The following is a 22,687-nucleotide window of genomic DNA, read 5'->3' as shown; positions in this document are numbered from 1 at the left end:
TGCTCGCCAAAGCCGCGGATATCGCGACGACCGTTGTGAACGAATCGGCGACTGCGATGACGGCGGAGTCGAAGAGGATCGACGCCGGGAACTACGATCTGTCGGACATGGTTGCGACGATCACCAAGGTCGTCAACGCCGGCCTCGCCGGCGCCACCAGCCTCGCTCGGATCCCGCTCGAGGAGAAGTGGCCGGAACGGCATCTGGTGATGGGCGATTACATCTCAACTGTGTTGCGTGGCATGGTGACTCAAGCAGGCGTCGTCGCTCAGGACGCTGCCCAGGACATCGAGAACAAACAATTTGCCACGAAAGAGTGGCTGCAGTCGATGACCCGGCTGATCGACATCGCCGTCGCGGGCGGCATGGACATCGCCGAGACGTTGGGCGCCGGCCCGGCGCAGTTCCAGCCTCAGCCCATCGCCACGCCGTTCTACACCGTGGACCCCGGCGATGAGCCGCGGGAGCTCAGCTGGAAGACGCGGCCGACGCGGGATGGAGCGAAGGACTATATCGATGACACCAAGCTGCAGTTCGAACCCAAGATCCTGCTGCCGGGCGCCATACAGTTCCGGGTTCTCGTCGTTGCTGGCGACCTACTGAGTGGTGTGTACAAGGGAGAGGTGAAGATCGGGACAGAGGGCAAGACTACGCCCACCCAGATCGATACCATTCCCATCCAGATCGAATTGTGAGGCGCGAGCGGGTCGCGATCCTCGGCGGCGGTATGGCCGGTTTGAGCGCTGCCTGGCGGCTCAGTGAGCCCGGTTGGCAAGACCGCTATGAAGCCATCACGGTATACCAGCGCGGCTGGCGATTGGGCGGCAAAGGTGCGTCCAGCCGCGGCGAGAACGGCCGCATCGAAGAGCACGGGCTCCATGTGTGGATCGGCTCCTACGAAAACGCCTTCACTCTGATCCGCGAGTGCTACGCAGAACTCGACCGTGCCAATACGGACCCGCTGGTGCCGATCCAGACCTGGGACCAGGCGTTCACTCCCGCCAACGACGTTGGTGCGATGGACCGCTGGGATGGCAAGTGGCAGCTCTGGCTCGGCCGGTTCACGGGTAACAACGAATTGCCCGGTGAGCCCGACGCCCCCACCGGGGATCTGTCCGTGGTGCGCTTCCTGCAACGTGCCCTGCAGGTCATCACCGACTTCTCGAACTCGTTGCGGGCAATGGCCGGAACCGGTCTGACCCTTTCGGCGTCGGCCGAACCTCCACCGTCGCCGAAGCGCTCCCTGGACACCGTGCAGCGCGCCGTGATAGCTGCGCTGGCAGCTCTCGCTGACCCCCGGCCGACGAATGACGAACAGCTGCTACCCCTTTCGCGTGCGTTGGAGGCAATTCGCGGCACCCTCGACTACGAGCGCAGATCTGACCACCGGCTGGGATGGACACTACTGTCACTCGTCACCGCGACCGTGCACGGCGTGATGGCCGACGGCATCGTCACCGATCCACGCGGCTTCCGCGCCGTCAACGACGAAGACTACGCAGAGTGGGTGATCCGCCACGGCGCGCACCCCGACGTGCTCGAATTTCCAGTGCTGCGTGCGATGTACAACATGGTGTTCGGCTACGAGAAAGGGCATCTGGAACGCCCGAAAGTCTGTGCTGGCGTGGGCATGCTGCTGGTCGGCATGATGCTTTTCACGTATAAGGGCGCGATCTTCTGGAAGATGAACGCCGGGATGGGCGATATCATCATGGCGCCCCTTTACGAGGCGTTGCGCAGACGTGGCGTGGATTTCGAGTTCTTCCACCGCGTCGACGCGCTGCATCTCGATCCGAAACGGCAACACATCGACGCGATCACGATGGGCAGGCAAGTGCGCCTCGCCGACGGGGTCGACCACTATGAGCCGTTGGCGCGGGTGCATGAGCTTCCCGTTTTTCCGAACAGGCCTCTGGCGCAACAGATTCACATCAAGGACGCCATGGAGGGCCTGGAATCGCATTTCGGCAGTCGCGACGATGCGGAGAGGCGGGTGCTGTGCCGGGGCGTCGACTTCGACCGAGTGATACTCGCTGTTTCGCTGGGCATAATCCCGATTGTCGCGAAGGAGCTGATCGACGACCGGCCAGAGTGGCGAGAAATGACCGAGCACGTAAAAACGATCGGCTCTCTGGGATTACAGGTCTGGCTGCGCGCCGACGCCAAGGAGTTGGGTATCGCGGCGCCCGCCATCACCACGAGCGGCTATATCCCTCCGATCGACACATTCGCCTCGATGCCGCAGACTTTGTGGGCCGAAGATTGGCCCGAGCACGACCGTCCGCAAACGGTTGCCTACTTCTGCGGCGCGCTCGACGTCGACTGGCCCGCGGCCAACGAGGCCGAGTATCTCGAACGGTGTCATCACATCGCCAAGACGGAGTCATTGAACTTCCTCGACAACCTCGTCGGGGTGCATCTGCCCGGAGCGGTCACCGAAGAGGGGTTTGCCTGGCACCTGGTGGCGGGCGCGAACGGTCAGCGCGGCGGCGCAGCGCTGGATACCCAACACCTCAGCGTGAACGTCGACCCGTCCGACCGTTATGTCCTGTCAGTTCCGGGCTCTGATAAGTACCGGCTGCGCCCCGACGAAGGTGGCTACGACAATCTAGTGCTGGCCGGCGACTGGACCGATACCGGCCTCAACTCAGGCTGTATCGAAGCGGCCGTACTCTCGGGGCTACAGGCAGCGAACGCTGTTCTGGGACACGGCCGATACCACCGCATTCGCGGCGTGTACCTGCCCTAGTGCGGCCGCAGCGGCAAGAATTCACCACGCGCACCCGTGCGCTGTACCGCCTCTCGATATCGGGCTGCGGCGGTGGTTCTGTCGCCTGTCGCGGCGTCCAGGATCATTCGACAGAACGCCACCGCCACGTGGAACGCCGACATAGACAATCGGCGAATCTGGAGTTCGAATGCTTGCACCAACGCGTGGGCCTCCGCGATGTCTTCGGAGCGGCCACGGTCTATCAGGAGTTGGACGAACGCCGTCGACGTCACAGCGATGAACGTCACGTCCATTTGGGCGATCTGGCGGTGCAGAACGACACGCAGGCTTTCGATGGCAGAATCCGTGTCACCCGTGCGGGCAATCTCGAGAGCCAGGTCGGATTCGATGGGCCCCTGCGCAACCGTGAGGATCCGGTGCTTGACGATGATGCTCAGAGCCCGTTGAAGGCACTCGACGGCTGAGGACGCAGATCGACGATCAGCACGCAAAAGAATTGTGCCGTAAGCCCATAGGGCGGCGGCGAGTGCGAGATTATCTCCGAGCGCCTCAGCCCGGACCAGAGCCTGTCGCGCATCCTCCAGCGTGCTCGCCATTGCAGGCTCGAGGCCGATCGCTGCCAGCCCACACTTCATGGTCATCACCGTCGCGTAGGTGACCGGATCGAGTTCGCGTGCCTGCGCGATGCCGAGTTGCATAGCGCGCTGACCCTTTTCAGGGTTCCCACCGACCAGCCAGCTGACGCCGCACGCCGCGTTCGCTCTGGCGACCGAGCTGTTCACCTCGTCACCGGCCAACTCGCGGATCCACTGACCGACCTGCAGCACCCCTTCCGCATCGACCGTCAGGAACTTTGTCCACAGGACCGCAAACAACAGGTCGACTTTGAGCATCGCGTCGGCGTCGATATTTGCGACCATCTCCACCACGCCGTTCGCCATATTCGCGGCTTCAGCGAACCGGCCTTCGTTCTCACAGAGCGTGATCATCCGGCCCGCGGTAGCGACCGCGAGCGAGAGTGTGTCGCCAGATTGCGTTGCCAACCAGCGCAATTCCTCGTAGGAGGTGTCGGCATCAGGATCCTGGCCGACCAGCCAATCCGTCCAGGCCAGCATCTTGCGGGGTTCGATGCGCATGTCGATGATCTTCGGATGTTCGGCAGGAAGTCGGTCGGCAATTTCCCGAGCCTGCTGCCAACTCGAGCGGGCCGCGACCATGTCGCGCTTCTCCAGCCATTCCGCGGCCCGCATGTGCCAGCGGTAGGCGTCTGCGTGATCACCTGCGGCCTCGAGATGTGTTCCGATCAGGGCCGCGTTCTCCTCGACACCCACCGGTCGCAGCTCCTGTAAGGCGCTGGCGAGCCGACGATGAGCGCTCGCGCGGGTGGCGGTCAGCTGAGACTCATAGGCGACCTTGCGGATCAGCGCGTGTCGGAAGCAGTAGCGGTCGCGCGGCACGAACTCTATCTGGTCGATCAGCTCGACGGACACCAGGTCGGCGAGATCCGTACGGTCCGCATCAGGCATGAGTGCCTGCATGACGTCAAGATCGAAGTTCGAACCGATGACAGCCGCCGCATTGAGAACGGATTTGGCATGGGGCGGAAGCCGATCGATACGGGCAGCGACAACGCTGTGAACCGTTGGAGGCAGGGCGGTCTGGTCGATCTCGCCCTCTCGACGATAGCTACCGCGGCTGCCAACCAGCACGCCGCGGTCAACCAAATCACGGACCATCTCCTCTACGAAGAAGGCGTTGCCCGCCGCGGAGCCCACGATGCGTTCGGCGATCCCCTTCACCGTTGAATCAGTGCCGATGAGCGCTGTCGCGATGGCAGTGGTGGCCTCGTCGCTCAACGCATCCAAGGTGACCGTGGCCTCGGCGGTGCCGCGTAACGGGCCGCGGTATTCAGGCCGGTAGGTGGTGACCAGAGCGGATCCCAGCGCGGCCAATGTCTCAGCGAACTCCGCGACCGTCGCCTCGCTGGCTGTGTCGATCCAATGTACATCCTCGAGAATGAATACTGTTGGACACAAACGTAATTCAGTAGCCTTCGCCATGGCGGCAACTAGACGGTGGCGCCTCGCATCGAGGGTGAGCGCCACCGCCGGGCCATCGGGGTCGGCGATGCCGAGCAGATCGAACAGGATCTGCGCGGTATCGGCGTCCTTCGCCAGCGACTCCGGCAGACGCGACATGACCTGGCCGCGGGCCGCGATCTTGTCGAGCCGATCAACGCCAAACATCGCGCGCAGCATGCGCGATAGGGCACGCAGCGGCACCTGGGTGGTATGCGCGTCGCACCTCGCCACCACGATGTCGGCTCCCCCGTTCTCCAGCCGGACCGCGAATTCACGGACGAGCCTGCTCTTGCCGATGCCGGGCTGACCGACGACACCGATTGGTGACGCACTGTGCGAGTCGAACAACCCCACAAGCTCGGCCAGCTCGGCGTCACGGCCGAACATCGGTCCTTCGTCACGCCCGATCACCAACTCCTGCACGGGAACAGATAGCAGCCGGCGAGCGGGCATTGGCGTGGTTTCACCTTTGATGGCCACCGACTCCGTGGGCCCCAGCTCGGCGACGCCCTCGACCAACCGCGCCGTCGACGCGGAACACAGCACGCCGCCGGGCGACGCTGCCGACTCCATTCGTTGCGCCATACCGACGGGATGTCCGACGGCGGTGTAACGACCCGGCCCTAGGCCGATTTCGCCCGCGACGACCTCACCGGAGTTCAGCCCCACTCTCATTTGAAGTTCGATGTTGTCGCGGCGGCGTACCTCGAATGCCATCCGCTTGGCGGCGCCTTGAATTTCCAGCGCAGCAATACATGCGCGTTTGGCATGGTCCTCCAGTGCCACTGGTGCGCCAAACAGAGCCATCAGTCCGTCGCCGGTGAACTTGTCGACAGTGCCCTGGTAGCGCTGAACGACAGCGGCAGATGTATTGAACAGCTCGTTCATAATTTCCTGCAGCCGCTCGGGATCGAGCGCGGCTGCAAGTTTCATCGAGCCGACCACGTCACTGAACAAGACGGTCACCTGCTTGCGCTCGCCGGGAGTGGCCGTCGCGACGACCGACGCTCCGCAGGCATCGCAGAACCGCGCTGCGGCCCGCAACTCATTTCCGCACGCCGAGCATCTCCGGACTGATTGACGCCCGGAATCGTCGCGCCGACTCTCGCCCACCGAAGTCCACCCCTTCTAGGGGAGGATTATGCAAGCTGGCTATTCATTTCCGCTCGTCAATTCTCTTTCGCGCGGCGCTCCCGATAGGCCGCAACGTGTTGACGGTTGCCGCAGTTGCCGGTGTCGCAGAACTTCCCTGAGCGATTTCGCGAAAGGTCCACCAGCACCGCGGCGCAATTGGACGCCGCGCAGATCTTGAGCCGGCGCAGTTCTCCAATACGAATGAGGTCGGCCAGCGCCATGGCCATCTCGGCACCCATCCGCTGCCAGAGCGGATCGTGAACGGACGCGAGGTGCAGATGCCACTCCGGCATCTCCGGATGGCGGGTCAGCCACGGCGCCGCCTCGGTGTCACTCAGCAGGGCATTCACCTGACCTACGGCTCGTTCCTCGTCGTCGGCGACCGCCCAGATCTTGCCGAGCCGTTCGCGTAGGCGATGCACCGAATCGAGTTCTGCGTCGTCGCGGTCGCGCCTACCGGTCCAGCCGAAACCGTCGAGGTAGACATCGAGTTCGGCAAGGCTCCCAAGCTGCTCGCCATTGATCCGATCGCTGTTGATCAGCACACATGCCGCGCGCAGTGTGAGCTCGGTGTCATGACTGAAAAGCATTTGACTCATGACCCCCTTCCCGGCTAGCGTCATGACCAAAGTTGATTTTACTCATTACATGTCGGAGGTGCACCCCGTGACCGCGAATCAGGCCCGCGCGTCGGTCGACAACTTTCGGCTCGGCCTGTTGTTCGCCGTCGGGTCCGCACTCGCATTCGGATCATCTGGACCTTTCGCCAAGGCACTCATGGAAGCCGGCTGGAGCCCGACGGCAGCTGTCGTCGCCCGCCTTGCGGGCGGGGCCCTGGTGATGGCGGTCTTCGCGTCATTCGTGCGCCCCGGCTGGGTCCGCGAGGCGCTGGGCCACGCAAGAACCGTCGTGCTCTACGGCGCGATCCCGATCGCGGGGGCGCAGCTGTTCTACTACAACGCGGTCGCGCACCTACCGGTCGGCGTCGCGCTGCTGTTGGAGTATACCGCGCCGATCCTCGTCGTCACCTGGGTCTGGATGACCACGCGTCGCAGGCCGACCAACCTCACGCTCGCCGGTGTCGCCTTGGCGGTGGCCGGAATCATGTTGGTGCTCGGGATTTTTGATGCCGGCGGCTTCAGCGGCGCCCGCATCAACCTGATCGGTGTCGGCTGGGGGCTGGCCGCCGCGGTGTGCGCCGCGTGCTACTTCGTGATGTCGGCCAACGCGAGCAACGGTTCCGCGGACAGCGACGGCGTCAACCCCATCACCCTGGCCGCAGCCGGTCTGGTGGTCGGTGCCGCCGCGGTCACGCTGCTGGGCGTCGTCGGCATCATGCCCCTGACGTTCACGACCAACGACACCGTCATCGCCGGATGGACCACCTCGTGGGTGGTGCCCGTTGTCGCGCTGGGAGTCGTGGCCACCGCGATCGCATACACGCTCGGCATCGTGGGCATCTCGATGCTGCGCCCGCGATTCGCCTCACTGGTCGGCCTGTCCGAGGTGATGTTCGCCGTGCTGGCCGCCTGGATTCTTCTCGGCGAAGCGATGACGACGATTCAGGCCGTCGGCGGAGCCATCGTCCTGATGGGCCTGGCGCTCGCTCGTCAAGGTGACCGCGGCGAGGAGTCGGCCGACGTGACGCTGCCTGACGCCGTTCCGTCAGCGCCCGTCGCAGGTCGTTGACCTCGATAATTGACGCGACCGTCGATCCCGAAGGGTTGGCTGCCAACGCCTCCGGTGTGGAAAAATAGCCGGCGTGAATTTGCTCCGCATGTCGTCACGACTGGCCGCGGCCGCTGCCACCGTTGTCTGTGCCGCCTCGACGCTCGCCCTCGCTCCGTCGGCGCAGGCCCAGCCCGGCCATCAGCCCGGAGTACCCGGACCGGGACCGGCGCCAGGGCCGATCGCGGCCAACGCCCCCGGTCCCGTCGCCAGTCAGTCATCGGCATGCCCCGACATCGAGGTCATCTTCGCGCGCGGAACCGACGACACACCGGGTCTCGGAACGCCCGGCTCGGCATTCGTCAGTGCGCTGCGCCCGCTCGTCGGCGGTCAAACCGTCAGCTCCTACGCGGTCAACTATCCGGCGTCGTATGACTTCCTGGCCGCAGCCGATGGCGCCCGTGACGCGGAGAGCCGCATCGCCATGATGTCGCAGCAGTGCCCATCGACGAAGCTCGTGCTCGGCGGATACTCGCAGGGCGCCGCCGTGATGGACATGCTGGCCGGTGTCCCGCCGCTGGGCAACAAGATCGGCGACATCGGTTCGGCGGCCCCGCTGCCCGCAAGCCTGCAATCCAACATCGCCGCGGTAGCCGTGTTCGGCAACCCCGCAACGAAATTCAGCAATCCGCTGACCAGCTCGGTTTTCGGTGGGAGGGCCATCGACCTCTGCAAGGACGGCGACCCGATCTGCTCGGGCGGCAGGAACCCGTTCGCACACAACGATTACGTGTCTGCCGGCCTGGTTCAGCAGGCCGCGAACTTCGTCGCGGGCCGGGTCTGACCGCAACAGCCGCTACCCTGTTGATCTTGTGACCCTCGATCGACTCCGCGGCGCGCTCATGGGCACCGCAGCCGCCGTTCTGACCGCCTCCGTCCTGCTCATCGCACCCGCCTTGTCCCCCACGCCGATTGGCGGCGCCGGGACCGCATCGGCTCAAGGTTGTCCCGACATCGAGGTCGTGTTTGCGCGCGGCACCAATGAGGACGCCGGCCTCGGCGCGGTGGGCGGCACCTTCGTCGACCAGTTACGGGGCAAGGTCGGCGGCAGGTCCGTCGGCGCGTACGCGGTCAGCTACCCCGCGACCTTCGACTTCCTCAAGGCGGCCGCCGGAGCCAACGACGCGAGCGCCCACATCCAGTACATGGTCAACACCTGCCCCAACACGCGACTGGTGCTGGGCGGGTATTCACAAGGCGCCGCGGTCATCGACGTCATCAGTGCCGTCCCCGTGCCGGGCGTCGGATTCGACAACCCGCTTCCGCCCGACGTGCCCGAGCACGTCGCAGCGATCGCCGTGTTCGGCAATCCGTCCGCCAAACTCGGTCTGCCGCTGACGGCCAGCCCGGTGTGGGGCGCCCGGTCCATCGATCTGTGCAATCCCGGAGATCCGATCTGCCAGACCAACGGTGAGGACGTCGCCGCGCACCGGGCCTACGCCGGCGGGCCGACCAATCAGGCGTCCGACTTCGTCGCGGGGCGCCTCTGAACTGGGCTTACACGGTAATTTACGGGTCCGTTGATCGGTTTCCACTAGGATTCGTGTGGTGATTCGCCGATACCTCGTCACCGGTCTCGTCGCCGCACTCGTTTTCAGCATCCTGCTCATCGCACCCCAGACCGTCACGCCGCTGATGCCGTCGGCGAATGCCCAATCGTGCCCGCCGGTCGAGGTGATCTTCGCCCGCGGTCGCCTCGAGTCGCCGGGGGTCGGCAGGCTAGGCAACGCGTTCGTCAGTGCATTGCGCTCCAAGTCGAACAAGAACATCAACGTCTACGCGGTGCAGTATCCCGCCGACAACGAGATCGATGTGGGCGCCAACGACATGAGCGGCCACATCCAATACATGATGAACACCTGCCCCGATACCCGGTTGGTGCTCGGCGGGTATTCGCTGGGCGCCGCGGTCACCGACGTGGTGCTTGCCCTGCCGTTCAGCTTCTTCGGTTTCGAGGCCCCGCTGCCTCCCGGCGCGGACAGGCACATCGCCGCAGTCGCGTTGTTCGGCAACGGAATCACCTGGGCCGGTCCGATCGGCAATTTCAACCCGATCTATCGCGACCGGACCATCGACCTGTGCCACGGCGCCGACCCGATCTGTAACCCGGCCGATCCGAAAACGTGGGAAGACAACTGGCCCGCTCACCTCGCCGCCGCGTACATCGACGCGGGGATGGCCAATCAGGCGGCCGACTTCGTCGCTGGTCGTATCTAGTCGATCACTCGCAGCTCGCGGGTGACCTTCGTGCGGGCCTCGAGCTCGTCGTCGGGCGGATAGTCGACCCCCTCGAGCGTCAGACCCTGCGGCGGCGCCGCCGCGAAATCACTGGACCGGCTGGTGGACTCCAACAGCGTCGCGCACCAGCCAGGTTCGCGGCGGTGTTCACCGACGGCCAACAACGCGCCGACCACCGACCGCACCATCGCCCAGCAGAACGCATCCGCGGTGACATGCGCGGTGACCCGGTCACCCTCGCGTATCCAATCCAGCCGCTGCAGATCACGGATCGTCGTCGCGCCCTCGCGGTGACGGCAGAATGCGGCGAAGTCGTGCAGCCCCACCAGATCCCGCGAGGCCGCAGCCATCGCGTCGACGTCCAGCGGCCTCGGCCACGGTGTGACGAAGCGCGCCTGCTGCGGTTCGACACCGTACGGGGCCGTCGACAAGCGATAGGCGTAGTGCCGGCGCAGCGCCGAGAACCGCGCATCGAAACCCGTTGCCGCGCGGTCGATGTCGAGCACGCGAACATCGGCAGGGAGGAACCGTGCGAGCCGCTGCACGAGGGGCAGGAACTCGCGTTGACCGGGACGGGTTGTCCGCGGATATGCGTTGGGTAGCGCGCCGTCCGGCACATCGACATGGGCGACCTGACCGGCGGCATGGACACCGGTGTCGGTGCGTCCGGCCGCCCGCAACTGCACCCGGGTGCGGAACACCGTCGACAGGGCGTCGTCGAGCACGCCCGCGACGGTGCGTTGCCCGGTCTGCGTGGCCCAGCCCGCGAACTCCGTTCCGTCGTAGGCGATGTCGAGACGAAGACGAACAAGCCCGCCACCGTTGTCGATGGCGGGCTTGTTCATAGCGTCACTACTTGGCGTCGTCGGCCTTCTCGTCGTCGGCCTTCTCGGCCTCAGCCTCGGCCGAGGCCTCGTCGGCGGCTTCGGCTGTCTGCTCCTCGGCCGAGGCCTCGTCGGCGGCTTCGGCTGTCTGCTCCTCGATGGAGGCGTCCTCAGCCTTGACCTCTTCTACGGTCTCCTCGGGCCCGACCGCGGCCTCCGGCTCGACCGCGGCCTGCGGCGCGGCGGCAGCCGCCACCGGCTGTGCGGCCTTCTTCGAGGCGGCCGACCGGCGAGCGCGGTTGGCCTCATCGGTCACGGTCTTCTCGCGGACCAGCTCGATGACGGCCATCGGAGCGTTGTCGCCCTTTCGCGCCTCCACCTTGATGATGCGGGTGTAGCCGCCATTGCGGTCGGAGTAGAACGGACCGATCTCGGCGAACAGCGTGTGCACGACGTCCTTGTCACGGATCTTCTTCATCACCTCACGCCGGTTGTGCAGCGTGCCCTTCTTGGCGTGGGTGATGAGCTTCTCCGCATAGGGCCGCAACGCCCGCGCCTTGGGCTCGGTGGTCTTGATCCGGCCGTGCTCGAAGAGCGACGTGGCCAGGTTGGCCAGCAGCGCCTTCTGGTGTGAGGACGACCCGCCGAGGCGAGGACCCTTGGTGGGCTTGGGCATTGCGACTTCTCCTAAATGGGGCCGGCCCCCGTATCAGGTAGGACCGGGACGGCTCTCTTTCGAGATATTGGGGTTTAGAGCTGTTCGGTTTCGGCGTAGTCCTGGTTGTCATCCAGGTCGTAGCTCGCATCGCTGTTCCACGTGCCGGTGGCGACGTCGTAGCCGGCGACCTCGGAAGGATCGAACGTGGCCGGGCTGTCCTTCAGCGACAGACCCAGCTGATGCAGCTTGATCTTCACCTCGTCGATGGACTTCTGGCCGAAGTTACGGATGTCCAGCAGATCGGACTCCGTGCGGGCGACGAGCTCGCCCACCGTGTGCACACCCTCGCGCTTGAGGCAGTTGTACGACCGCACCGTGAGGTCCAGATCGTCGATCGGCAGCGCGAAGCTGGCGATGTGATCGGCCTCGGCAGGCGACGGGCCGATCTCGATGTGCTCGGAATCGGTGTTGAGTTCCCGTGCCAGACCGAACAGTTCAACCAGCGTGCCGCCCGCAGAAGCCAGCGCATCCCGGGCAGTGATTGAGTTCTTGGTCTCGACGTCGATGACCAGCTTGTCGAAGTCGGTGCGCTGCTCGACGCGGGTCGCCTCCACCTTGTAGGTGACCTTGAGGACCGGCGAGTAGATGGAATCGACCGGGATGCGGCCGATTTCGGCGCCCGACGCCTTGTTCTGCACGGCGGGCACGTAGCCGCGGCCGCGCTCGACGACCAGCTCGACCTCGAGCTTGCCCTTGTCGTTCAGGGTGGCGATGTGCATCTCGGGGTTGTGCACCGTCACGCCGGCCGGCGGGACGATGTCACCCGCTGTGACCGCACCCGGGCCCTGCTTGCGCAGGTACATGGTGACCGGCTCGTCCTCCTCCGAGGACACGACCAGACCCTTGAGGTTCAGGATGATGTCGGTGACGTCTTCCTTCACACCGGGGACGGTGGTGAACTCGTGCAGCACGCCGTCGATGCGAATGCTGGTGACCGCCGCGCCCGGGATGGACGACAGCAGCGTGCGCCGAAGCGAATTGCCAAGCGTGTAACCGAATCCGGGCTCCAGCGGCTCGATGACGAACTGGGACCGATTCTCCGACTTGACCTCTTCGGACAAAGTGGGTCGCTGAGAAATCAGCATGTTTTCTTTCCTCCTCCACGGCACCCGCTATTTGATGCCGAGAAATCCGCGCCGCCATCTGGACGGCTCGGTTGCTTACTTCGAGTAGAGCTCGACGATCAGCTGCTCCTGCAGCGGGATGTCGATCTGCGCGCGCTCGGGCAACTGGTGCACCAGGATGCGCTGACGCTCGCCGACAACCTGCAGCCAGCCCGGGATCGGGCGGTCGCCCGCGGTTTCCCGCGCGACCTCGAAAGGCAGTGTGTTCAGCGACTTTTCCTTGATGTCGATGATGTCGTACTGCGACACCCGGTAGCTCGGGATGTCGACCTTGACACCGTTGACGGTGAAGTGGCCGTGGCTGACCAGCTGACGGGCCATCCGACGCGTGCGGGCCAGGCCTGCACGGTAGACGACGTTGTCGAGCCGGCTCTCGAGGATGCGCAGCAGGTTGTCACCGGTCTTACCGGGCAGCCGGTTGGCCTCTTCGTAGTAGCGACGGAACTGCTTCTCCATCACGCCGTAGGAGAAGCGGGCCTTCTGCTTCTCCTGCAGCTGCTGACGGTATTCGCTCTCCTTGATCCGCGCGCGGCCGTGCTGGCCGGGCGGGTAGGGGCGCTTCTCGAACGACTGATCTCCGCCGACCAGGTCGACGCCGAGGCGGCGCGACTTGCGGGTCGCGGGTCCGGTGTAACGAGCCATATCTCTGTGTTCCTCCTAGACCCTGCGCCGCTTCGGCGGACGGCATCCGTTGTGCGGCTGCGGCGTGACGTCGGCGATGGCGCCGACCTCGAGGCCGGCGGCCTGCAACGAGCGGATGGCGGTCTCGCGGCCCGAGCCCGGGCCCTTCACGAAGACGTCGACCTTCTTGACGCCGTGCTCCTGCGCTTTGCGGGCCGCGTTCTCGGCGGCCAGCTGTGCCGCGAACGGGGTCGACTTACGCGAACCCTTGAAGCCGACGTGCCCAGAGGACGCCCACGCGATGACGTTGCCCTGCGGGTCGGTGATCGACACGATCGTGTTGTTGAACGTGCTCTTGATGTGCGCAGCGCCGTGCGGAATGTTCTTCTTTTCCCTGCGGCGGGTCTTCTGACCCTTCTTGGGAGCTCCGCCTGCTGCCTTTTTTGCGGGTGGCATTACTTGGCCTTCTTCTTACCGGCGATGGTGCGCTTCGGGCCCTTGCGGGTGCGCGCATTGGTCTTGGTCCGCTGGCCACGCACCGGCAGGCCGCGGCGGTGCCGCAGGCCCTGGTAGCAGCCGATCTCGATCTTGCGGCGAATGTCAGACTGCACCTCGCGGCGCAGGTCGCCCTCCACCTTGAGGTTGCCCTCGATGTAGTCGCGCAGTTGCGTGACCTGATCGTCGGTCAGGTCCTTGGTGCGCAGGTCCCGGTCGATGCCGGTAGCTTCCAGGATCTCCTGGGAGCGGGTACGGCCGACGCCGTAGATGTAGGTCAGGGCGATCTCCATGCGCTTATCGCGCGGGAGGTCGACGCCCACTAGACGTGCCACAGTGGTGTGTTCCTTCTCGTTGCGGAGGTCTGGTCCCAGTCCGTTCCCGACGTGCCGACGAGCCCTCGGGCGAGGAGCCGTCGATCCCGTGGGGTCCGGCCTCCGTGCCGGACGCAGATGAGCGGCCTATCCGCTCAGTGGTGCTGGGAGTTCGTCATTCAGTTGTGTTGTGGCGGAAGACTCAACTGTGTTGTCTGGTCTTCGCGCCAGCGCTCATCCTTGCCGCTGCTTGTGGCGGGGATCAGAGCAGATCACCATGACCCGCCCATGCCGACGGATCACCCTGCACTTATCGCAAATGGGCTTGACGCTCGGGTTCACCTTCACGGCTGTGTCTGATCCTTCTGTGCTTCTGGTTACTTGTACCGGTAAACGATGCGGCCCCGAGAAAGGTCGTATGGAGACAACTCCACGACGACACGGTCCTCGGGCAGAATGCGGATGTAGTGCTGCCGCATCTTGCCGCTGATATGAGCGAGAACCTTGTGACCGTTCTCCAGCTCAATGCGAAACATCGCATTGGGCAGGGGCTCGACCACGCGACCCTCGACCTCTATGGCGCCGTCTTTCTTGGCCATAATCCTTTTCAGCGATCCTCTGGTTATTCGTACGTTTCGTATCGACGCTCGCGCCCGTTCCGGCGCAGCGTCGGCCCCGACTTCCATTAACGTGAACCGAGACCTACTAGTTCCGGAGAACTTCCGAACAGGGCACGCCGAGAGTCGGCGCGGTAGCCGCACCGTCGATCTATGTTACCTGCTCGGGCGTCGTCCCCAAAATCGTCGAACCCGCAGCTAGGGATCGCCGCGCCAACACCGGAGGGGCCATGACCGCGCTGTTCGTCGCAGTGCTGCGCCGGGCCCCCTGACCTCGGAGTCTCACAACGAGGATTAGCCTGCCGTCGGCGGCTTCGCCGGCATGGCCGCGATCAACGGTGTGTCCACGCCGACGCGTCCCAGCTGCAGCGCTCCCCCGGGCACGCCGAGCGGACGGTCCCGCCCGGGCAGGACCGTGGTGAAGAACGCGGCGTTGTCGGCCAGGTGCACCAGCTCGTCCGCGGACAGATCGGTCTCGTACTCGATCGCTTCGACCCGGCAGATCAACTTGCATGCTCCGCAGTCCACGCATTCGTCTGGGTTGATATAGAGCGACCGCGCGCCCTCGTAGATGCAGTCCACCGGGCACTCGGCCATACAGGACTTGTCCATCACGTCCACGCACGCCGAACCAATCACGTAGGTCACAAGGAAAACGCTAGGCACCGTCGTCGGTCGTTCGCGGCGGGCGAAGGTCCCTTCCGCAGGTGACGTTGGTCCCGTCTGCGCTCGACCCGACGCTGAACTGAAATCGTTTGGACGACGAGCGCATACTTATAACTGATGAGCGCACCCGCCGAGCAGGCTCGTAAACCCGTCATACTCACCGTCGACGACGACCCGGCAGTGTCGCGTGCCGTAGCCCGCGATCTGCGTCGCCATTACGGTGAGCGCTACCGCATCGTCCGCGCCGAATCCGGCGCCGACGCCATCGACACCCTCAAGGAACTCAAGCTGCGCGGCGACGCCGTCGCGGTCTTCGTCGCCGACTACCGGATGCCGCAGATGAGCGGCATCGAGTTCCTCGAGAAGGCGATGGACTTCTTCCCGCTGGCGCGCAGGGTGTTGCTGACGGCCTACGCGGACACTCACGCGGCGATCGACGCGATCAACGTCGTCGACCTCGATCACTATCTGCTCAAGCCATGGGATCCGCCCGAGGAGAAGCTGTACCCGGTCATCGACGGCCTGCTCGAAGAGTGGCGCTCCGTCGGTGACCGCGCCATGCCGTACACGAAGGTGATCGGGCACCGGTACAGCGACCGGTCATGGGAGGTGCGGCAGTTCCTGGCCCGCAACGAGTACTCGTTCCGGGCCGTCAACTCCGAGGAACCCAAGGGACAACAGCTGCTCGAGGCCGCCGGTCTCGATGACAGCCGCCTGCCGGTCGTCATCACCGAGAAGGGCGAGACCCTCGTCGAACCGACCGACGTCGAACTGGCCACGCTGCTCGGCCTGTCGACCAGCCCGCAGCTGGAGATGTACGACCTCGCGGTCATCGGCGGTGGTCCCGCGGGCCTTGCCGCCGCGGTGTACGGCGCGTCGGAGGGCCTGAAGACGGTCCTGATCGAGAAGGCCACCACCGGGGGACAGGCGGGGCGCAGCTCCAAGATCGAGAACTACCTCGGCTTCCCGACCGGCGTCTCAGGTGCCGAACTCACCACGTCGGCACGTCGTCAGGCCGAACGCTTCGGCGCGGAGGTCATCACCACCCAGGAGGCGGGCAGACTCGAAATCAACGGCGTGGGCGCAGCCCATTCGATCCGCCTCAACGGGGACAACACCATCGGGGCCCGCGCCGTGATTCTCGCGACCGGCGTCGACTATCGCCAGCTCCAAATCACCGGATGCTGGGACGATCCCGACGATCCGAACTGCAACTACATCGGCCGCGGCGTGTTCTACGGTGCGTCGGTGTCGGACAACAGCGAGTGCGCTGGTGAGGATGTCTACATCGTCGGTGGCGCCAACTCCGCGGGCCAGGCCGCGATGTACATGTCGCAGACGGCCAAATCGGTGACGATGCTGATCCGCGGTTCGTCACTGGAGGCGGGTATGTCGCAGTACCTGGTCGACCGGATCCTCAAGACCCCGAACATCACGGTCCGGACCTGCACCGAGGTCGTCGACACCGTCGCCGACGACGACCATCTGACCGGGCTGATGCTCCTCGACAAACGGACGAACGAGACCGAGACGGTCACCTGTGACCGCATGTGCTGTTTCATCGGCGCGACGCCCCGCACCGATTGGCTCGAGGAAGCGGGAATAGCCCGCGACGATCACGGCTTCATCCTGTCGGGACCTGATCTGCGGGACAAGGTCGGCTGGACGCTGGATCGGCCACCGCACCACCTGGAAACAAGTGTGCCCGGTGTGTTTGTTGCAGGAGATGTGCGTTCGGAGTCCGCGAAGCGGGTTGCGGCCGCTGTCGGCGAAGGGTCGATGGCGGTGATGTTGGTGCACAGGTATTTGGCGGAAGCGTGATTGCCGGCTGAGAGGACGACCGATGGGCGCACAAGGCGAAGAGGAATGCGTGCGTGACGAGCTGCGGACCCTGTTCCTGTTCGAGGACCTGTCCGATTCCCAGCTCGACATTCTGTGCGCCGCCGGCCACATCGAGACGTTCCCCGCGGGCCCGTTGGTTAGCGAGGGTGACCAGGCCACCTGCTTCTACGTCATGATCGACGGCGAGTTGATCATGTCCAAGCGATCCGGCGGCGTCGACATCCAGACCGGCCGCACCTCTCAGCGGGGGGTGTATTTCGGTGCGTGGTCGGCCTACGTCCCCGGTGAGGAGCACACGTATCAGGCCTCGGTGCGGCTGACGAAGCCGTCGCGATGCTTCGTCCTGGACTCCAACGCGTTCGCGGACTTCATGCAGACGCAGTTCCCCATGGCGGTCCATCTGCTCGAGGGCCATATGGTCGGCGGCCGTCGGCAGAGCCAGATCATCGGTCAGCGCGAGAAGCTGCTGGCGCTGGGCACCATCACCGCGGGCCTGACCCATCAGCTCAACAATCCGGCGGCCGCTGCCGCGCGTGCGGTGGCGGACCTGCGCGAGGGCGTCGGCAAAATGCGCCACAAACTGGCGATGCTGGCGGATGGCAAATTCACTCCCGACGCCCTGCGAGTGCTGGTCAGCATCCAGGACGAGGTGGCCGAACAGGTCGCGAAGTCGAAGGCTCAGGAACTGACAGCGCTCGAATCCTCCGATCGCGAGGAGCAGATAGGTGAATGGCTCGAAGATCGCAACATCGTCGGTGCGTGGGATTACGCGCCGACATTTGTCGAAGCCGGCCTAGACGTCGATTGGCTCGAGCGGGTCGAAGCCTCCATCGATGACGTGGACTGTTCGGCGACGATGCAGAGCGCTTTGGGCTGGCTTAAGTACACGATCGACACCGAACTGCGGATGAATGAGATCGCTGACGCCAGCAGCCGAATTTCCACACTGCTTGCGGGAACAAAGAAGTACTCGCAAATGGATCGGGCCGAGTATCAGAAGGTCAACATCCACGAGTCGCTCTACAACACGATCAAGACGTTGTTCGGCGACAAGGTGGGCCCCGACAAGCCCATCAAGCTCATCAAGGAGATGGATAAGTCGATCCCCGAAATCTCCTGCTACCCAGGCGGTTTGAACGAGGTCTGGGACGTGATAATCAACAACGCTATCCAGGCTATGGATGGCCACGGCACGTTGACAATCCGTACCGGACTTCAGGACGACGGAATGGTGCGCGTCGAGATCGGCGATGATGGGCCAGGAATCTCAGAGGAGAACATCGGCCGCATCTTCACCGCGTTCTTCACGACAAAACCGTTCGGCCAGGGCGACGGGCTCGGGCTGGACCTCGCCCGCAGGATCGTCGTCGAGAAACACCAGGGCGACATCCGGGTCGAGTCCAAACCAGGCGACACCCGCTTCATCGTCTGCCTGCCCCTAGTCGCGCCGCCGCCCATCCTGCCGACTCCCGGCGAGCTGTCTGCCGCAGGCACGGAATAGGGTTCGGAGCTCCCGAGTTGGAGCAACCATGACCAAACCTGATCTCGGCAAGTTCGGCGTTTTCGGCCACTACTCGGGGTGGCAGCAGCTGTCTCCGCAGCAGCTCAAGGACATCGAATCCCTCGGCTACGGAGCCATCTGGGCCGGTGGCTCACCGCCTGCCGAGCTCGACTGGATCGACCCCATCCTCGGAGCCACCGAGTCGCTGCAACTGGCGACGGGCATCGTCAACATCTGGACTGCCGCGGCCGGCCCCGTCGCCGAATCCTTTCACCGGATCGAGAAGGCCTACCCCGGCCGATTTCTGCTCGGCATCGGCGTCGGCCATCCCGAAGCGCACCAGGAGTACAAGAAGCCCTACGACGCGCTGAACGAGTACCTCGACAAGCTCGACGAGTACGGCGTGCCGAAGGACCGCCGGGTGGTGGCCGCGCTCGGTCCGCAGGTGCTCAAGCTGTCGGCGCGCCGCAGCGCCGGGGCGCATCCGTACCTGACCACACCTGAGCACACCGCGCAGGCACGCGAGCTCGTCGGTCCGGACGTCCTGATCGCCCCCGAGCACAAGGTGGTGCTGACCACGGACGCGGATCGGGCCCGCGCTGTCGGCCGCAAGGCGCTGGAGGTCTACCTGAACCTCGCGAACTACCTGAACAACTGGAAGCGGTTGGGCTTCACCGATGCCGACGTCGCGAAGCCGGGCAGCGACGCGCTCGTCGACGCGGTCGTGGCGTACGGCACCACCGACGCCATCTCCGCACGGCTCACCGAGCACCTGACCGCGGGTGCCGACCATGTTCCGATTCAGGTCCTGACGGGTACTGACAAGCTCGTGCCCGCGCTCACCGAGCTGGCGGGCCCGCTCGGACTTCAGTGAAGGGGAACCCATGACTGAGCTCAAACCCGACTTCGGTCGTTTCGGGGTGTGGACGTTCGGCACACCCAAGCCCGAGCAGGCCACCGAGATCGAGCGGCTTGGCTACGGCGCGATCTGGGTCGGCGGCTCACCGGCGGGTGATCTCGAATACGTCGAGCCACTCCTGGACGCCACCGAGACACTGCAGGTCGCCACCGGCATCATCAACGTCTGGCAGGCGCCTGCCGAGCAGGTCGGCGAGGCCTATCACCGCATCGAGGACAAATACCCGGGCCGGTTCCTGCTCGGCGTTGGAATCGGACACCCGGAACACACCGAGGAATACCGCAAGCCCTACGACGTGCTCGTCGAATACCTCGATGTGCTCGACGGCTTGAAGGTGCCGACCAGCCGACGGGTCATCGCCGCGCTCGGGCCCAAGGTGCTCAAATTGTCGGCCCGGCGCAGCGCGGGCGCCCATCCGTATTTGACCACCCCTCAGCACACCGGCGAGGCCCGGAACCTGTTGGGGCCGAGCGTATTTCTCGCTCCTGAGCACAAGGTGGTGCTCGCGCGCGACGCCGAGGCGTCCCGGAAGATCGGGCGCGACACCGTGGACTTCTACCTCAACCTGTCCAACTATCTGAACAACTGGAAGCGGCTGGGATTCACCGACGACGACATCGCCAAGCCCGGCAGTGACCGGCTGATCGACGCGGTCGTCGCGCACGGCACGCCCGAGGACATCGCCAAGAAGCTCACCGAGCACCTCGAGGCCGGAGCCGATCATGTGGCAATCCAGGTGCTGGGCGGCTGGGATGCCCTGCTGCCGACGCTGGAGGAACTGGCAGGACCGCTCGGCCTCAACGCCTGATTGACCTAATGATATGCATGCGCCTACGATAGGCGCATGTACATCACTACGGACGCTCTTCCCCTGCACCGTGCGGCGGTGCTGGCATCTGTCGACGCGGTCAACGCGGTCAGCATCGACGATCTCGACCGCCCGACGCCGTGCGCCGGCTGGAACCTGACGACCCTGCTCATGCACATGACCGTTCAGCACCGCGGGTTCGCGGCGGCAGCCCGCGGGGGCACCGACCTCGAAGTGTGGGAACCCGCGACCGTTGCCGATGCAGTCGCCTCAGATCCCGCAGGCACCTATGCGGCGGCCGCCGAGGACGTGCTCGGCGCATTCGGAGCCGACGGTATACTCGAAACGACCTTTGCGCTTCCCGAATTCGGCCCTGGCGCAACATTTCCCGGCGCCATGGCGATCGGCTTTCACTACGTCGACTACGTCGTGCACGGCTGGGACGTCGCTCGCACCATCGGCGCCGGATACGAACTGCCGAAGGACGTTGTCGACGCCGTGCTGCCGATTGCATTCGCGGTCCCCGATGGTGAGTTCCGCGCCGAGGAGGGCAGCCCGTTTCGTCGCGCCGTCGCCGTCGACGACGGTGCCAGCGATATGGACCGGCTACTCGCGCACCTCGGCCGTGCACCGGACTGGACGTATGTGAGCGGGGCGCCGGTGGTGTAGGCACGCAGACCGTTAGGGTTTGTCCATGCGGTTGCTGGTCACTGGCGGGGCGGGGTTCATCGGTGCCAACTTCGTCCACGTCGCCGCACGTGAACATGCGGTGACGGTCCTCGATGCGCTGACCTACGCAGGCAGCCGCGAATCGCTGGCGCCGGTGGAAGACAAGATCCGGCTGGTGCAGGGCGACATCACCGACTCGGGGCTGGTCGACAAGTTGGTCGCCGACGCAGACGCCGTCGTGCACTTCGCCGCCGAGACCCACGTCGACAACTCACTGTCCGGGCCGGAGCCCTTCCTGCAAGCAAACGTCGTCGGTACGTTCACCATCCTGGAGGCGGTGCGCGCGCACGACGTTCGGCTGCACCACATTTCGACCGACGAGGTGTACGGCGACCTGGAACTCGGCAGCCCACAGCGGTTCACCGAGTCGACGCCGTACAACCCGTCGAGCCCGTATTCGTCGACCAAGGCGGCAGCCGACATGCTGGTGCGCGCTTGGGTGCGGTCTTACGGAGTACGCGCGACGCTCTCGAACTGCTCGAACAACTACGGGCCGTATCAGCACGTGGAGAAGTTCATCCCGCGCCAGATCACCAATGTGCTGACCGGCCGGCGCCCCAAGCTCTACGGAACCGGCGCCAACGTCCGCGACTGGATCCACGTGCAGGACCACAACAGCGCGGTATGGCGCATCCTGTCCGACGGGCAGATCGGCCGCACGTATCTGATCGGCGCCGACGGCGAACGGGACAACTTGACGGTGATGCGGACGATCCTTCGGCTGATGGATCGCGATCCCGACGATTTCGACCACGTCACCGACCGCGTCGGCCACGACCTGCGGTACGCGATCGACGCGTCGCCGCTGCGCGACGAGCTGGGCTGGAGTCCCGCGCACACCGACTTCGAGGACGGCCTCCGCGACACCATCGAGTGGTACCGGGCCAACGAAAAGTGGTGGGCTCCACTGAAAGAAGGCGTCGAAGCCAGCTACGCAGGACGTAACCAGTGACGTTCCGCGAGCTCACGGTTCCCGGCGCGTGGGAGATCACCCCGCGCATACACGGCGATTCACGCGGCGCATTCTTCGAGTGGTTCACCGATGCCGAGTTCACCTCGCTGGCCGGACACCGGTTCGACCTACGTCAGGCCAACTGCTCGATATCGGCCGCGGGGACGCTGCGCGGGGTGCACTTCGCCCAGCTGCCGCCCAGTCAGGCCAAGTACGTCGGATGCCCGCGCGGCAGGGTCCTCGACGTGGTCGTCGACATCAGGGTGGGGTCTCCGACTTTCGGACAGTGGGATTCGGTGGTCCTAGACGACGCCGACCGGCGATCCATCTACATCTCCGAGGGCCTCGGCCACGCTTTCTTTGCGCTGGAGGACAACTCGACGGTCGTGTACCTGTGCTCCGCGCCGTACGACCCCGAGCGGGAGCACACCGTCAACGTGCTCGATCCCGCGCTGGGCATCGCGTGGCCCCACGTCGACGGCGGGCCGATCCTGTCGGACCGGGACCGCGCGGCGCCGTCGCTGGCCGATGCCCAGGCGGCCGGTCTGCTGCCGACGTGGGAGGAGACGCGGGCCTTCGCCGAGGAGCTGCGGCGCCGCTGATCTGCGCCGCGCAGGCCCCTTGCGCACCCCGTCGGCGCATTAC

At 65.1% G+C, this 22,687-nt stretch carries 24 protein-coding genes; 13 read left to right on the top strand and 11 right to left on the bottom strand.

The window, feature by feature from the left end; genetic code table 11:
• The first annotated feature begins 56 nt into the window (after nt 1–56).
• Together M1248_RS30105 and M1248_RS30100 are read left to right on the top strand one after the other, a co-directional pair.
• Complete coding sequence (locus tag M1248_RS30105) at nt 57–695, top strand: hypothetical protein (RefSeq protein ID WP_317150593.1); 639 nt, start codon at nt 57–59, stop codon at nt 693–695.
• Complete coding sequence (locus tag M1248_RS30100; protein WP_286201653.1) at nt 692–2,749, top strand: FAD-dependent oxidoreductase; 2,058 nt, start codon at nt 692–694, stop codon at nt 2,747–2,749. Before M1248_RS30105 ends, M1248_RS30100 begins: the two co-directional genes overlap by 4 nt.
• Here the strand turns inward: M1248_RS30100 and M1248_RS30095 are convergent.
• Nucleotides 2,746–5,856, bottom strand: coding sequence for an ATP-binding protein (locus M1248_RS30095; RefSeq protein WP_163735635.1), 3,111 nt, complete (start codon nt 5,854–5,856; stop codon nt 2,746–2,748). The two genes, M1248_RS30100 and M1248_RS30095, sit on opposite strands and share 4 nt — an antisense overlap.
• A gap of 125 nt (nt 5,857–5,981) precedes the next feature.
• A complete protein-coding gene (locus M1248_RS30090; RefSeq protein WP_317150605.1) occupies nt 5,982–6,536 on the bottom strand; it encodes a CGNR zinc finger domain-containing protein in 555 nt (184 codons plus the stop codon).
• Between the two features lie 58 nt (nt 6,537–6,594).
• Here M1248_RS30090 and M1248_RS30085 point away from each other — a divergent pair, with 58 nt between their 5' ends.
• The 4 genes from M1248_RS30085 (at nt 6,595) to M1248_RS30070 (ending at nt 9,891) form a co-directional block, all read left to right on the top strand.
• Nucleotides 6,595–7,635, top strand: coding sequence for an EamA family transporter (locus tag M1248_RS30085; protein ID WP_317150604.1), 1,041 nt, complete (start codon nt 6,595–6,597; stop codon nt 7,633–7,635).
• An 88-nt stretch (nt 7,636–7,723) separates the two neighbouring features.
• Nucleotides 7,724–8,458, top strand: coding sequence for a cutinase family protein (locus M1248_RS30080; RefSeq protein WP_163738437.1), 735 nt, complete (start codon nt 7,724–7,726; stop codon nt 8,456–8,458).
• A 28-nt stretch (nt 8,459–8,486) separates the two neighbouring features.
• On the top strand, nt 8,487–9,164 hold the full coding sequence (locus M1248_RS30075; protein ID WP_232076387.1) for a cutinase family protein: 678 nt from the start codon (nt 8,487–8,489) through the stop codon (nt 9,162–9,164).
• Nucleotides 9,165–9,222: 58 nt separating this feature from the next.
• Entirely contained in the window at nt 9,223–9,891 is a 669-nt protein-coding gene (locus M1248_RS30070; protein WP_163735633.1) for a cutinase family protein, read from the top strand.
• On the opposite strand, the gene truA is transcribed toward M1248_RS30070, so the two are convergent.
• From truA to fdxA, 9 genes are all read right to left on the bottom strand, one after another.
• Complete coding sequence (gene truA, locus M1248_RS30065) at nt 9,888–10,757, bottom strand: tRNA pseudouridine(38-40) synthase TruA (RefSeq protein ID WP_317150592.1); 870 nt, start codon at nt 10,755–10,757, stop codon at nt 9,888–9,890. The two genes, M1248_RS30070 and truA, sit on opposite strands and share 4 nt — an antisense overlap.
• Nucleotides 10,758–10,764: 7 nt before the next feature.
• Nucleotides 10,765–11,412 carry a 50S ribosomal protein L17 gene (gene rplQ, locus M1248_RS30060; RefSeq protein ID WP_317150591.1) on the bottom strand — a complete coding sequence of 216 codons (648 nt, stop codon included), beginning with the start codon at nt 11,410–11,412 and terminating at the stop codon, nt 10,765–10,767.
• A 74-nt stretch (nt 11,413–11,486) separates the two neighbouring features.
• Complete coding sequence (locus M1248_RS30055) at nt 11,487–12,539, bottom strand: DNA-directed RNA polymerase subunit alpha (protein WP_083124751.1); 1,053 nt, start codon at nt 12,537–12,539, stop codon at nt 11,487–11,489.
• A gap of 75 nt (nt 12,540–12,614) precedes the next feature.
• Nucleotides 12,615–13,220: a 30S ribosomal protein S4 gene (rpsD, locus tag M1248_RS30050; RefSeq protein ID WP_163735623.1), complete on the bottom strand. Its 606-nt coding sequence runs from the start codon at nt 13,218–13,220 to the stop codon at nt 12,615–12,617.
• 15 nt (nt 13,221–13,235) lie between these two features.
• Complete coding sequence (gene rpsK / locus M1248_RS30045; protein WP_163686952.1) at nt 13,236–13,655, bottom strand: 30S ribosomal protein S11; 420 nt, start codon at nt 13,653–13,655, stop codon at nt 13,236–13,238.
• Entirely contained in the window at nt 13,655–14,029 is a 375-nt protein-coding gene (rpsM, locus tag M1248_RS30040; RefSeq protein WP_006245170.1) for a 30S ribosomal protein S13, read from the bottom strand. The genes rpsK and rpsM overlap by 1 nt, the downstream gene beginning before the upstream one ends.
• Before the next feature lie 213 nt (nt 14,030–14,242).
• Entirely contained in the window at nt 14,243–14,356 is a 114-nt protein-coding gene (gene rpmJ, locus M1248_RS30035) for a 50S ribosomal protein L36 (RefSeq protein WP_003879483.1), read from the bottom strand.
• Nucleotides 14,357–14,385: 29 nt separating this feature from the next.
• Nucleotides 14,386–14,607, bottom strand: coding sequence for a translation initiation factor IF-1 (gene infA, locus M1248_RS30030; protein ID WP_003418601.1), 222 nt, complete (start codon nt 14,605–14,607; stop codon nt 14,386–14,388).
• Nucleotides 14,608–14,919: 312 nt separating this feature from the next.
• Nucleotides 14,920–15,273, bottom strand: coding sequence for a ferredoxin (fdxA, locus tag M1248_RS30025; RefSeq protein WP_163735620.1), 354 nt, complete (start codon nt 15,271–15,273; stop codon nt 14,920–14,922).
• Between the two features lie 135 nt (nt 15,274–15,408).
• Here fdxA and M1248_RS30020 point away from each other — a divergent pair, with 135 nt between their 5' ends.
• Genes M1248_RS30020 through rfbC form a run of 7 tightly spaced genes read left to right on the top strand, consistent with a single transcriptional unit; the run spans nt 15,409 to nt 22,644 of the window.
• On the top strand, nt 15,409–17,112 hold the full coding sequence (locus tag M1248_RS30020) for an FAD-dependent oxidoreductase (RefSeq protein ID WP_317150590.1): 1,704 nt from the start codon (nt 15,409–15,411) through the stop codon (nt 17,110–17,112).
• A 22-nt stretch (nt 17,113–17,134) separates the two neighbouring features.
• Nucleotides 17,135–18,634, top strand: a complete 1,500-nt coding sequence (locus M1248_RS30015; RefSeq protein ID WP_317150589.1) for an ATP-binding protein — start codon at nt 17,135–17,137, stop codon at nt 18,632–18,634.
• 28 nt (nt 18,635–18,662) lie between these two features.
• Nucleotides 18,663–19,508: an LLM class F420-dependent oxidoreductase gene (locus M1248_RS30010; RefSeq protein ID WP_317150588.1), complete on the top strand. Its 846-nt coding sequence runs from the start codon at nt 18,663–18,665 to the stop codon at nt 19,506–19,508.
• A gap of 10 nt (nt 19,509–19,518) precedes the next feature.
• Entirely contained in the window at nt 19,519–20,361 is an 843-nt protein-coding gene (locus M1248_RS30005; RefSeq protein WP_317150587.1) for an LLM class F420-dependent oxidoreductase, read from the top strand.
• Between the two features lie 36 nt (nt 20,362–20,397).
• On the top strand, nt 20,398–21,030 hold the full coding sequence (locus M1248_RS30000; protein WP_317150586.1) for a TIGR03086 family metal-binding protein: 633 nt from the start codon (nt 20,398–20,400) through the stop codon (nt 21,028–21,030).
• A 25-nt stretch (nt 21,031–21,055) separates the two neighbouring features.
• Nucleotides 21,056–22,042, top strand: coding sequence for a dTDP-glucose 4,6-dehydratase (rfbB, locus tag M1248_RS29995; protein WP_317150585.1), 987 nt, complete (start codon nt 21,056–21,058; stop codon nt 22,040–22,042).
• Nucleotides 22,039–22,644 (top strand): dTDP-4-dehydrorhamnose 3,5-epimerase, encoded by a 606-nt coding sequence (gene rfbC, locus M1248_RS29990; RefSeq protein WP_317150584.1) that lies wholly within the window; start codon nt 22,039–22,041, stop codon nt 22,642–22,644. The genes rfbB and rfbC overlap by 4 nt, the downstream gene beginning before the upstream one ends.
• The last annotated feature ends 43 nt before the right edge of the window (nt 22,645–22,687 follow it).

The organism is Mycobacterium sp. 29Ha, from assembly GCF_032883055.1.
In the GTDB taxonomy this organism is placed as follows: domain Bacteria; phylum Actinomycetota; class Actinomycetes; order Mycobacteriales; family Mycobacteriaceae; genus Mycobacterium; species Mycobacterium gallinarum.
Note: the sequence above shows the minus strand (reverse complement) of the source record. Positions and strands in the feature narration are given on the sequence as shown.

Bases quoted from the DNA above. Each gene is read 5' to 3' on its own strand.
- M1248_RS30105 (WP_317150593.1), top strand. From the start codon at position 57: ATGACGGCGGAGTCGAAGAGGATCGACGCCGGGAACTACGATCTGTCG.
- M1248_RS30090 (WP_317150605.1), bottom strand. From the start codon at position 6,536: ATGCTTTTCAGTCATGACACCGAGCTCACACTGCGCGCGGCATGTGTG.
- M1248_RS30085 (WP_317150604.1), top strand. From the start codon at position 6,595: ATGTCGGAGGTGCACCCCGTGACCGCGAATCAGGCCCGCGCGTCGGTC.
- M1248_RS30080 (WP_163738437.1), top strand. From the start codon at position 7,724: ATGTCGTCACGACTGGCCGCGGCCGCTGCCACCGTTGTCTGTGCCGCC.
- truA (WP_317150592.1), bottom strand. From the start codon at position 10,757: ATGAACAAGCCCGCCATCGACAACGGTGGCGGGCTTGTTCGTCTTCGT.
- rplQ (WP_317150591.1), bottom strand. From the start codon at position 11,412: ATGCCCAAGCCCACCAAGGGTCCTCGCCTCGGCGGGTCGTCCTCACAC.
- M1248_RS30055 (WP_083124751.1), bottom strand. From the start codon at position 12,539: ATGCTGATTTCTCAGCGACCCACTTTGTCCGAAGAGGTCAAGTCGGAG.
- rpsD (WP_163735623.1), bottom strand. From the start codon at position 13,220: ATGGCTCGTTACACCGGACCCGCGACCCGCAAGTCGCGCCGCCTCGGC.
- rpsK (WP_163686952.1), bottom strand. From the start codon at position 13,655: ATGCCACCCGCAAAAAAGGCAGCAGGCGGAGCTCCCAAGAAGGGTCAG.
- infA (WP_003418601.1), bottom strand. From the start codon at position 14,607: ATGGCCAAGAAAGACGGCGCCATAGAGGTCGAGGGTCGCGTGGTCGAG.
- M1248_RS30020 (WP_317150590.1), top strand. From the start codon at position 15,409: ATGAGCGCACCCGCCGAGCAGGCTCGTAAACCCGTCATACTCACCGTC.
- M1248_RS30015 (WP_317150589.1), top strand. From the start codon at position 17,135: ATGGGCGCACAAGGCGAAGAGGAATGCGTGCGTGACGAGCTGCGGACC.
- M1248_RS30010 (WP_317150588.1), top strand. From the start codon at position 18,663: ATGACCAAACCTGATCTCGGCAAGTTCGGCGTTTTCGGCCACTACTCG.
- M1248_RS30005 (WP_317150587.1), top strand. From the start codon at position 19,519: ATGACTGAGCTCAAACCCGACTTCGGTCGTTTCGGGGTGTGGACGTTC.
- M1248_RS30000 (WP_317150586.1), top strand. From the start codon at position 20,398: ATGTACATCACTACGGACGCTCTTCCCCTGCACCGTGCGGCGGTGCTG.
- rfbB (WP_317150585.1), top strand. From the start codon at position 21,056: ATGCGGTTGCTGGTCACTGGCGGGGCGGGGTTCATCGGTGCCAACTTC.